Below are 11,300 nucleotides of genomic sequence, written 5' to 3' on the forward strand. Positions count from 1 at the left end.
TCGTGCTGACGGGCCGCCGGTTCGTCAAGACAACCTGCACGGATGCGAAAATCGGATCCATGAACGAGATGGAAGCGCGCGAGGTGCTCACCGCCGCCGGGTTCTCCGGTGACGCCGGACTGCTCGCGCTCGGCGAGAACGCCGTGTTCGGGACCGGCGACCTCGTCGTCAAGGTCGGCCGGGACGCGGAGCGCAGCCCCGAGCTGCGGGAGCGGGCCGAGCGCGAGGTGGCCGTCGCCCGGTGGCTCGCCGACTGCGGCGTCCCCGCCGTGCGGGCCGCCGAACCCGGGGCGCGGCTGGTCGGGGGCCACCCGGTGACCCTGTGGCACCGGCTGCCCGAGGCGGTGCGCCCCTCCGAGCCGCGCGATCTGGCCCCGCTGCTCACCGCCGTGCACGCGCTGCCCGCCCCGGCGGACTTCGCCCTGCCCCGCCGGGAGCTGCTGGGGGGCGTCGAGCGCTGGCTGACCCTGGCGGGCGACGCGATCGATCCGGCCGACGCCGACTATCTGCGTGAGCGGCGCGACGGCTTCGCCGCGGCGGCGGCGCGGCTCGTCCCGCATCTGCCCCCGGGCCCGATCCACGGCGACGCGCTGGCGCGCAACGTCCATGTCGGTCCGGAGGGCCCGGTCCTGGTGGACCTGGAGACCTTCGCCTCGGATCTGCGCGAGCACGACCTGGTGGTCCTCGCCCTGTCCCGCGACCGGTACGGCCTGGCGGCCGACGCCTATGACGCGTTCACCCGGGCGTACGGCTGGGACGTGCGCGAGTGGGACGGCTGCGGGGTGCTGCGCGGGGCGCGGGAGACGGCGAGCTGTGCGTGGGTCGCGCAGCACGCCCCTGCCAACCCGGCGGCTCTCACCGAATTCCGCCGGCGTGTGGCGTCCCTGCGGGACGGGGACACGGCGGTGCGGTGGTATCCCTTCTGAGCGTTTCGGCCATCGCCGGGCGGGCTCGGTCAGGCGGCCGGGCGGGCCCGCGCACCGGCCGGGCGGGTGTCCTCGAACGCCGGACGGGCCGGACGCGGCCGGGCTCGGCTTCGCCTCAGCCGACGGACGGCATCGTCTCCGCGGCCGGCACCGGCTCGCGGACCGGCCAGCGGCCGTCGATCACCGCGTCGGCGGTGCCCTTGCGGCGCAGGAACCGCTGGAAGTCGGCGGCCCACTCCGCGTACCAGGCGATCTGGCGCTCGTGGAGCCGGCCGGCGTCCAGCTCGGCCACCGAGGGGTGCCGGCCGGCTATCGCGTACGCCACCCGCACCGCGGCCAGCGCGTCCGCCGTCGCGTCGTGCGCCCCGCCGTGGACCACGCCGTACTCGACGCAGACGGCCTCCAGGTTCCGTTTGCCCTTGCGGTAGCGGTCGACGGCCCGGTCGATGGTGTACGGGTCGATGACGGGGCCGATGGGGGCGCCGTCGAGCCGGTCGCTGAGCGAGGGCAGCCGGTGGCGGCGCAACTCGGCGGTGAGCAGGGTCAGATCGAAGGCCGCGTTGTACGCGACGACCGGGACGCCCCGGCGCCAGTAGCCGGCCAGGGTGTCGGCGATCTCGTCGGCGACCTCACGGGCCGGCCGGCCCTCCGCCGCGGCCCGCTCGCTGCTGATGCCGTGGATCGCGGACGCCTGGACGGGGATGCGGATACCCGGGTCGGCCAGCCAGCTGTGCCGGTCGGCCGGTTCTCCGCCCCGCCCGTCCACGGCGATCACCGCGGCCGTCACGATGCGGGCCTCCAGCGGGTCCGTCCCCGTCGTCTCCAGATCGAAGCCGACCAGCGCATGCCGGTGCCAGCTCATCCCGTACCTCCTTCGTGGTGCTCCCCCGGATGACGACCACCCTCGCACGGGCCACTGACAACGCTCGTTCAGGAGACCGGCCGGGAGTCCGTCCACACGGACTCGAACTCCTCGCGGTAGGTCTCGAACAGCCCGTGCTCGTACCCCTGCCCCGCCCGGACCACCGCACGCCCGCCGCCGCGCAGCACCAGCACCGGCGCCTCCATACCGCGCGCCCGGCGCAGATAGGTCTGCACGACGCCCACGGCGTCGGCACCGTCGCCGTCCACCAGGTAGGCGGTGAAGCGCGGGGTCTCGTCGAAGACGTGGATCTCGAAGGCACCCGGGTCGCGGAGCTTGGAGCGCACCCGCCGCATGTGCAGGATGTTCATCTCCACCGACCGGCTGAGCTCGCCCTTCTTGAGGCCCAGCTCCCGCTCGCGGCGCTTGACGGCGCTGCTGGCGGGGTTGATGAACAGCAGCCGTATCCGGCAGCCCGACTCGGCGAGCCGGATCAGCCGGCGGCCGGAGAAGTTCTGTACCAGCAGGTTGAGTCCGATGCCGATCGCGTCGAGCCGGCGGGCGTCGCCGAAAAGGTCCTCGGCGGGCAGCTGGCGCTGGAGGCGCACCCGGTCGGAGTGGACGGAGACCACGTCCGCGTACCGGTCGCCGACCAGGTCCTCGACGGCGTCGACCGGGAGCCGGTCGGACGAGGGCACGGCCGCGCCGCTGCCCAGCATCTCCAGGAGCCGGGCGGAGGCCCGCTCGGCCTGGGCGAGCACCGCTTCGTTGAGCGCGCGGTTGCGGGAGACCACATTGCGCGCGACCTCCAGCTCGTCGAGCGCCAGTTCGACATCGCGGCGGTCGTCGAAGTAGGGCTCGAAGCACGGCCAGTGCTGGACCATCAGCTCGCGCAGCTGCGGCAGCGTGAGGAAGCTGAGGACGTTGTCGTCGGCCGGGTCGAGCAGATAGCCCTTGCGGCGGGAGACCTCGCGCACGGCGACGGCGCGCTGCACCCACTCCTGCCCGGCGGGGCCCGCCGCGGCCACCACCCAGTCCTCGCCGTGGACGGGCTCGTAGATCGGCCGGAGCACCGCCGCGACCACGGCGCGCAGCCGCTGTTCGACCAGATTCAGCCAGATGTAGGCCCGCCCGGCGCGCTGGGCGCGCGTACGCACCTCGCTCCAGGCGTCGGCGCCCCAGTCCAGTTCCGCGCCGATCTCCAGCGGCTGCGCCAGCGAGACCGCCCCGGGCGGGACATCGGCCACATCCCCCTCGTGACCCGCGTCACCCGGGGGCAGCTCGAACCCTCCCGAGCTCACCCACGCACCGCCTTCCACTCCCCCACCAACGATCAAGGAAGGGTACTCCGGGAGCGGGAGCCGGTGCAGCCGGATGCGCAGGCTCCTTTACCAACTCCCCATGGAATCAAACCTGTTCCCGCTGTCGGCTTCGGCTGGAGTGAGCGGATTCATAGTGATTAAACACCCCAGCAGGGGGCCCAAACCGGACAGAGGCGACCAAGGGAGGACCGAAGGCCGTTCCCGGGCGACACGAAGAGGCACGAGGTTGACCGGACCGGGCCTTCCCGCGGCGACTCCGTCCCCGCTTGGCGGCCGGGTCCTAGGTACAAGCCGGACTTTCGGGGAAGATCTGGCCCAGGTGGCCCGCATTCCCCAGGCGACCGCAGCAGAACTGGAAGAGTCGAATCCATGCAGGTCTGGCCGGGACAGGCGTACCCCCTCGGTGCCACGTACGACGGCGCCGGGACCAACTTCGCGGTCTTCTCGGAGGCCGCCCACCGAATCGAGTTGTGCCTGCTGCACGACGACGGTTCCGAGACGGCGGTGGAACTGAGAGAGACCGATGCCTTCGTCCGTCACGCGTACCTGCCCGGGGTGATGCCCGGTCAGCGCTACGGATTCAGGGTGCACGGCCCGTACGAGCCGCAGCGGGGCACCCGGTGCAACTCCGCCAAGCTGCTCCTGGACCCCTACGCGCGGGCGGTGTCCGGGCAGATCAAATGGGGCGAGGCGGTGTACGGCTACCCCTTCGGCAGGCCCGACGCGCGCAACGACCTGGACTCGGCGCCGCACACCATGAGTTCGGTCGTGGTCAACCCGTACTTCGACTGGGGCGACGACCGGCGGCCCCGTACGGACTACCACCGCACGGTGATCTACGAGGCCCATGTGAAGGGTCTGACGATGCTCCATCCGGGGCTGCCGAAGGAGCTGCGCGGCACGTACGCGGGGCTGGCGCATCCGGAGATCATCGCCCATCTGACGGAGCTGGGCGTCACCGCCATCGAACTGATGCCGGTGCACCAGTTCGTCCAGGACCACCGGCTGGCCGACGCGGGGCTCGCCAACTACTGGGGCTACAACACGATCGGCTTCTTCGCCCCGCACAACGCCTACGCCTCCTGGGGCGACCGGGGCGAACAGGTGCTGGAGTTCAAGCAGGCCGTTCGCGCCCTGCACCAGGCGGGCATCGAGGTCATCCTCGACGTGGTCTACAACCACACGGCCGAGGGCAACCACCTGGGCCCCACGCTCTCCTTCCGGGGCCTGGACAACGCCTCGTACTACCGGCTGACCGACGACCAGCGCTACTACATGGACACCACGGGGACCGGGAACTCCCTGCTCATGCGCTCGCCGCACGTACTTCAGATGATCATGGACTCGTTGCGGTACTGGGTGACCGAGATGCATGTGGACGGCTTCCGCTTCGACCTGGCGGCCACGCTGGCCCGTCAGTTCCACGAGGTGGACCGGCTGTCGTCGTTCTTCGACCTGGTGCAGCAGGACCCGGTGGTCAGCCAGGTGAAGCTGATCGCCGAGCCGTGGGACGTGGGCGAGGGCGGCTACCAGGTGGGGAACTTCCCGCCGCTGTGGACCGAGTGGAACGGCAAGTACCGGGACACGGTCCGCGACCTGTGGCGCGGTGAGCCCAGGACCCTGGCGGAGTTCGCCGGGCGGCTGACCGGGTCCTCCGACCTGTACCAGGACGACGGGCGGCGCCCGCTGGCCTCGATCAACTTCACCACCTGCCACGACGGCTTCACCCTCCACGACCTGGTCTCGTACAACGACAAGCACAACGAGGCCAACGGCGAGGGCAACCGGGACGGCGAGAGCCACAACCGGTCCTGGAACTGCGGCGCCGAGGGCGAGACGGACCGGGCCGAGGTGCTGGAGCTGCGCGAGCGCCAGATGCGCAACTTCATCGCCACGCTGATGCTGTCGCAGGGCGTGCCCATGCTCAGCCACGGCGACGAGTTCGGCCGTACCCAGCGCGGCAACAACAACGCCTACTGCCAGGACAACGAGCTGTCGTGGGTGCACTGGCCGGTGCCGGCCGGGGCCCGGGACGGCGACGAGGAAGCGGACGGGGAACAGGACGGCGACACGCCGGGCAGCAGTCTGCTGGAGTTCACCCGGGCCATGGTGTGGCTGCGCCGCGACCACCCGGTCTTCCGGCGCCGCAGGTTCTTCCACGGCCGCCCGGTGGAGGGCACCCACGACGAACTGTCCGACATCGCCTGGTTCACCCCCGAGGGCCAGGAGATGACGCAGCGGGACTGGCAGGCGGCGCACGCCAAGGCACTGACGGTCTTCCTGAACGGGCACGCCATCTCGGAGCCGGGCCCGCGCGGGGAGCGGATCTCCGACGACTCCTTCCTGCTGATGTTCAACGCGAGCGCCGAGACCCTGGAATTCGCCGTGCCGGTCAACCACGGGCGGCAGTGGCATGCCGTCGTGGACACCGCGCGCCCGGCCGGTGTGCTGACCGGGGCGGGTCCGAAGGTGGCGGCGGGCGATCGGGTGACGCTGGTGGGGCGGAGCATGGTGGTGCTGCAACGGCCCGCGTGAGCGGCCGCCGGGACCTCCGGTGTCACCCCGTCGTGCCCTTGTGCCCGACGGGGTGACACAGGCGGCCCGGATGTGGGTACGAAGGTTCCCATGACGCCTACCGCCACCTACCGGCTCCAGCTCCAGCCGGAGTTCCCGTTCTCGGCCGCCGAGGACGCCGTGCCGTATCTCGCCTCGCTCGGCGTCTCCCATCTGCACCTGTCACCGGTCCTCGAAGCCGTGCCCGGCTCCCGGCACGGCTACGACGTCACCGACCACGGCCGGGTCCGCGCCGAGCTGGGCGGCGAGGAGGGGCTGCGGCGGCTGGCGCGCACCGCGCGGGAGCACGGGCTCGGCCTGGTCCTGGACATCGTGCCGAACCACATGGCGGCCGACGCCCGGCACAACCACGCCCTGCGTGAGGTGCTGCGCGAGGGCCCGGAGTCCCGGTACGCCCGCTGGTTCGACATCGACTGGGCGGCGGGCGGGGGCCGGGTGCTGCTGCCGGTGCTGGCCGGGCGGACCGGTGACGAGATGGCGCGGATGCGGGTCGAGGGGGAGGTGCTGCGCTACGGCGAACAGGAGTTCCCGCTCCGGGCCGGGACCGCCCACCTCGATCTGCCCGAGCTGCTGGACGCCCAGCACTACCGGCTCGGCTGGTGGCGGCTGGCCCGCACCGAGCTGAACTACCGGCGGTTCTTCACCATCTCGGACCTGATCGGGGTGCGGGTGGAGGACCCGGAGGTCTTCGACGCCACCCACGCCAAGATCCTCGAACTGGTGCGGGAAGGGGTCGTGGACGGTCTGCGGATCGACCACCCGGACGGCCTCGCCGACCCGGCCGGCTATCTGGAGCGGCTCTCCGGGGCGAGCGGCGGGGTGTGGACGGTGGTGGAGAAGATCCTCACCGGGTCCGAGCCGCTGCCGGCCGGCTGGGCCGTGGCCGGGACCACGGGGTACGACGCGCTGTACCGGATCGACGGCCTCTTCACCGACCCGGAGGGCGCGGCGGAGCTGCTGGGCCACTACCGCGAGTCCGCCTCGCCGGAGGGCGACCGGGGCGGCTACTGGACGGCGACCGTGCGCCGGGCCGCGTACCGCGTGGTCACCCATGAACTGGCGGCCGAGACCGAGGCGCTGACCCGGCTGGCGTCCCGCGTCTGCGCCGAGGACCCCGCGCTGCGCGACCACGCCCCCTGGGCACTGCACACCGCGGTGCGCGAGCTGCTGGTCCGCGTCCCGGTCTACCGCCCGTACGTGACGGCGGGCGGCCCGTGCTCCGAGACGGCAGGAGCGACGTTCGACGCGACGGCGGTGAGCGACGCGAAGGCGGTGTTCGCGGTACGTGAGGAGGCGTCGGCCGTCGACGTGGTGCGGGACCTGGCGCTCGGGCGGCTCGGCGGGGGCGGGGACCGGGCGGCGTTCTGCGCGCGGTTCGCCCAGACGTCGTCCGCGCTGCGCGCCAAGGCGGTCGAGGACACGGCGTACTACCGGTACACGCCACTGATCTCGGCGAACGAGGTGGGCGGCGATCCGGGGCACCCGGCGGTGGAGCCGGCGGACTTCCACGCCTTCTGCACCCGGCTCGCCCGCGACTGGCCCGCCACCGGGACGGCGCTGACCACGCACGACACCAAGCGCAGCGCCGACGTACGGGCGGGCATCGCGGTGCTGTCGCAGTGTCCGGGCCGGTTCGCGGGGCTGGTGGCCGGGGCGGCGCGCTCGGCTCCGGCCGCGCCCGATCCGCAGCTGGCCTGGCAGGCCTGGCAGACCGCGATCGGCTGCGCCGGGATTCCGGCCGGCGAGCGCGCGGCACGGCTGGAGCCCGCCCTCCTGAAGGCGGTGCGCGAGTCGGGCCTGTTCACCAGCTGGACGGAGCCCGATCCGGTGTACGAGCGGCTGGCCTCGGACTACGTCGCCGCCGGGCCGGCCTCGGACACCGGCCCCGGCCTTGCTCTCGTGGAGGAGTTCGCCGCCCCGCTCGCCCCGCATGTGCGGGCCCAGGTGCTGGGGGCCGCGCTGGTGCACCTGACGATGCCGGGGGTGCCGGACCTCTACCAGGGCACCGAGCGCGTGTATCCGGCGCTGGTCGACCCGGACAACCGGCGGCCGTTCCGGCAGCCGCCGCCGGACGCGCCCGCCGACGAGAAGGCGGAGCTGACGGCTGCGGCGCTGCGGCTCCGGCGCGAGCAGCCGGGGGTGTTCGGCGAATCGGGTACGTACGCCCCGCTGGGCGCGTCGGGTCCGGCGGCGGCGCACTGTCTGGCGTTCTGTCGTTCGGGCCAGGCCGTGACGGCGGTGACCCGGCTGTCGCTGCGGCTCGCGGAGTCGGGCGGCTGGCGCGGGACGCGGCTGGCGCTGCCGGACGACGGGGTGTGGCGTGACCTGCTGGCCCCGGGGCGGGAGTTCTCGGGCGGCACGGTCGCGGTGGCCGAGCTGTTCGCGGAGCGTCCGGTGGCGCTGCTCGTCCGCGCCTGACGGGCCCGGTCCGCGAACCGTCCTGCCGCGCCGCTCAGCCGGGCCTGACGAGCAGCGAGCGGGGCCCCCGGGTGAGGAGTCCGGTGGCGGCGGGCCGGAAGCCCTCCGCCCAGCGGAGCCGGGGCATCGCGTCGAGCAGGGCGCGCACCCCCTGCTCGGCCTCCAGCCGGCCGAGCGCCACGGCGGGGCAGCCCGGGGGCCCGGTCAGCGCACGGTCCTGGTCGGGGCGGAAGGGGTCGAACACGTCCGGGGCGGCGAACCGTTGCGGATCGCGGGCAGCAGCGCCGATGAGGCAGGCGACGGGCGCCCGCGCGGGGAGGGTGCCGCCGCTGAGGGTGACCTCGGCGACGGTGCGGCGCAGCACGACCTGGACGGGCGGGTCGCGGCGCAGGGTCTCGGTCCAGGCCCGGCCGGCGAGCGCGGGTTCGATGCGCAGGGCGGCCAGCAGGTCGGGGTCGTCCAGCAGGTTGGCGAGGAAGGAGGCGAGCGCGGTCTCGCGCAGGGCGGTGTGCCGGACGCAGAGCGCGTCGCCTGTGGGCGCGGCGGCCTTCTCCTGCGGGGCCCCGTTCCTGTCACGGCCCAGCCCGGCGGGCAGCCAGCGGCAGAACTCCTCGACGAGATCGGCGCGGGGGCGGCGGGCGATGCGCCGGGCCAGCACGTAGGCGGTGCGCTCCACGCGTTCGGCGTGGCCGGCGGGGACGGTGCCGGTCACCACGGTGTAGCGGTCGGTGGGCAGGCAGCGCGCGCTGCCGTGGCACAGGCCGAGGGGCGCGGGGCCGCCCCGGGGCGCCCCGTCGTGCGGGAAGCCGGTGAACCGGGGGTCGGTGAGGGCGGCGGTCACGTCGTCGTACCGGCTGATCAGCCAGGCGCCGAGCGGGGCGTCGTAGCTGAGCGGGTACTGCTCGCGCAGCATCCGGTAGAAGCGGTACGGGTCGTGGGCCGCGCCGCGCGCCAGGAGGCTGGGGCCGGTGCGGGTCCGCCCGGAGCGGCCGGCGGGGGTGCGGGGTTCGGGCGAGGTGGTCGGGGCCGGTATGTCTCGGGGCGCGTCGGCCTGCATGGCGTTCCCCCGGGGCGAGTCGGTGCGCCGGTGCGCGGCGCGGGTCCTCTCAGGGCATCACCTGAACGGGCCCGTCGCAGTCGGCGCGCGGCCGTTCGGGTGATGTGGCGGGTGGGGTGACGCGGCCGGTGGGGTGATGTGCCCGGTGTCGGCCGGATGGAGCAGGTCGCCGGGGGTGCTGGTGTCGACGGGTGCGGGCGGGCCACGGGGCGGGGGCCACGGGCCGGGGCCGATGTGACATGTCATCGCGCGGCGCGCACGGTGACATGTCACATCCACCGGCTGCGCGCGTCCGCGGCGACAAGGCCGGTGTGTGACATGTCATCGTTCAGCACTGCACGGTGACATGTCACCGCAAGGGGCTGTGTCGTGACATGTCACCGCAGGGGGGCTGCGCGGTGACATGTCACCGCTGGGCGCCGGGCGGTGACATGTCACACGCCGGCCCCAGGGCGGCCGCTCAGCCCATGTCGTCGAACACCGGCCGCCGGCCCGCGCGGCGGCGTACAAATCCGCGCAGGCCCGCCAGGAGGGTGATGCACGTCCAGCCGGCGGCGCCCATCACCAGCATGCCGAGGCGGTCGCCCGAGTCGACGTCGGAGGCGGCCTCCAGCGGGACGACGCCCTTCGGGTCGCTGATGACCTCGATCCGGTCGCCCACCCTCCAGTCCGGGTCGTCCCCGTCGTAGTTCAGGGTCTCGTCGAGTTCACCCCTCGGACCCTCCAGGGTGAAGCGGTGGTTGGACCGGCCGGTCCCGGCGGCGCTGTCGGCCGTGACGCGGACGGTCTCCCGCACGCCCCGGCTGTCGAGCGCGGCCTCCGGCGCGTACTGGACCGAGCCGACGAGCACCAGCAGCGCGGGCAGCACGGAGAGAGCGGCGAGCCACCAGGCGTGGTGGAGGAATCGCAAGACGATCACGAGGGCGAGGCAGCCGATGAGACCGGTGACGATGGGGATGGCGTCCATGCCCAGGGCGAGGTAGGAGACGCCCGTGTTGACCGCGGCGATGACCCAGCCGAGCACCACCACGGCGAGGGTGATCAGGAAGTACCGTCCCCGGTCCACGGTCGGACGCGGCGCCTTCTTCGTGTCCACGGCAGTCATCGGGGCAGCATAGACAACCGCCCCGCCACCGCCCCCGGCCGGTCCCGGTCAGTGTCCGGGCGGCGGTCCGGGCCGCGGTCCGGGCGGCCAGGAGGCGTCCAGCAGTTCGGTGAACGCGGCGGCCGCGCCGGTCAGTTCCACCCGGGAGAAGACCGCGAGCCCGCGGGTCCACGGCGGCTCGACGGTGAGCACCGCGCAGTCCTCGCCGACGGCTCCCCGCACGACGTGCGCGGGCGCGGTCGCGATCCCGACCCCGGCCGCCGCCATCCGTACCGCGGTCGACGTGTGCTCCGTGCGGACCGCCGTACGGGGGACGAAGCCGGCCTCGGCGCAGGCCCAGTCCAGGAACGGCCGGCCGTGCACGACGGCCTCCATCGCGCACCGCACCCAGGGGCGGTCGGCGAGTTCGTGGAGGCGGACGGAGGCGCGTCCGGCGAGCCGGTCGTCGAAGGGGACGACCAGGACGATCTCCTCCTCGCCGATCGGGACGACCGGGCCCGGCCAGTCGGGGGGCGGCGGGCCGACGGCGAGGTCCGCGGTGCCCCGTTCGATCTGCTCCTCAAGGGCCTGCGTGGTGGCGTACTCGTGGAGCACGAGGCCCACCCCGGGGTGTGCGGAGCGCCAGCGGGCGAAGACCTCGGGGAGGATGCCGACGGCGACGGCGTGCACGGTGGCGATGTGCAGTTCGCCGCCCTCGGCGCCCGCCGCCGCCCGCGCGGCGCGCCGCGCCTGGGCGGCGCTGCGCACGGACCGTTCGGCGTGCGGCAGGAAGGCGCGGCCCATCGGGGTCAGCCGCACACCGCGCGGCAGCCGTTCGAGCAGCGGGCCGCCGACGGTCCGCTCCAGGGCCTTGATCTGGTGGGACAGCGCCGGCTGGGTGACGTGGAGGAGTTCGGCGGCCCGGGTGAAGGAGGACTCCTCGACCACCGTGAGGAAGTACTCCATCTGCCGAAGGCTCATCGCGCCGCCCCTCCCCCATCGCCCGGTCCCGGCCGGCGTGAGACATAAACGCTGTGCATCGGATCCACACAAACAT

8 protein-coding genes are annotated in these 11,300 nt (G+C 73.7%); 3 read left to right on the forward strand and 5 right to left on the reverse strand.

All coding sequences use genetic code 11. The annotated features are described in order from the left end of the window. Window positions 1-59 precede the first annotated feature (59 nt). Window positions 60-926, forward strand: coding sequence for a phosphotransferase enzyme family protein (locus tag B082_RS0126265; protein ID WP_026250216.1), 867 nt, complete (start codon window positions 60-62; stop codon window positions 924-926). A 115-nt stretch (window positions 927-1,041) separates the two neighbouring features. On the opposite strand, the gene B082_RS0126270 is transcribed toward B082_RS0126265, so the two are convergent. Together B082_RS0126270 and B082_RS0126275 are read right to left on the reverse strand one after the other, a co-directional pair. Then, complete coding sequence (locus B082_RS0126270; RefSeq protein ID WP_018554780.1) at window positions 1,042-1,788, reverse strand: 3'-5' exonuclease; 747 nt, start codon at window positions 1,786-1,788, stop codon at window positions 1,042-1,044. Window positions 1,789-1,856: 68 nt separating this feature from the next. Then, the gene (locus B082_RS0126275; RefSeq protein ID WP_026250217.1) at window positions 1,857-3,089 is read right to left on the reverse strand and encodes an SAV2148 family HEPN domain-containing protein; all 1,233 of its coding nucleotides are present in this window, start codon (window positions 3,087-3,089) and stop codon (window positions 1,857-1,859) included. 390 nt (window positions 3,090-3,479) lie between these two features. Here B082_RS0126275 and glgX point away from each other — a divergent pair, with 390 nt between their 5' ends. Continuing rightward, the gene (gene glgX / locus B082_RS0126280; protein WP_018554782.1) at window positions 3,480-5,645 is read left to right on the forward strand and encodes a glycogen debranching protein GlgX; all 2,166 of its coding nucleotides are present in this window, start codon (window positions 3,480-3,482) and stop codon (window positions 5,643-5,645) included. Window positions 5,646-5,735: 90 nt separating this feature from the next. Continuing rightward, complete coding sequence (treY, locus tag B082_RS0126285) at window positions 5,736-8,102, forward strand: malto-oligosyltrehalose synthase (protein WP_018554783.1); 2,367 nt, start codon at window positions 5,736-5,738, stop codon at window positions 8,100-8,102. Window positions 8,103-8,136: 34 nt separating this feature from the next. Here treY and B082_RS0126290 read toward each other — a convergent pair whose 3' ends face one another. From B082_RS0126290 to B082_RS0126300, 3 genes are all read right to left on the reverse strand, one after another. Continuing rightward, window positions 8,137-9,159 carry a cytochrome P450 gene (locus B082_RS0126290; protein WP_018554784.1) on the reverse strand — a complete coding sequence of 341 codons (1,023 nt, stop codon included), beginning with the start codon at window positions 9,157-9,159 and terminating at the stop codon, window positions 8,137-8,139. A 460-nt stretch (window positions 9,160-9,619) separates the two neighbouring features. Continuing rightward, window positions 9,620-10,264 carry a hypothetical protein gene (locus tag B082_RS0126295; protein ID WP_037710906.1) on the reverse strand — a complete coding sequence of 215 codons (645 nt, stop codon included), beginning with the start codon at window positions 10,262-10,264 and terminating at the stop codon, window positions 9,620-9,622. Between the two features lie 48 nt (window positions 10,265-10,312). Continuing rightward, the gene (locus B082_RS0126300; protein WP_026250218.1) at window positions 10,313-11,224 is read right to left on the reverse strand and encodes a LysR family transcriptional regulator; all 912 of its coding nucleotides are present in this window, start codon (window positions 11,222-11,224) and stop codon (window positions 10,313-10,315) included. Between the last annotated feature and the right edge of the window lie 76 nt (window positions 11,225-11,300).

Origin of the sequence: Streptomyces sp. ATexAB-D23 (assembly GCF_000373645.1) — a bacterium.
Taxonomy (GTDB): Bacteria; Actinomycetota; Actinomycetes; order Streptomycetales; family Streptomycetaceae; genus Streptomyces; species Streptomyces castrisilvae.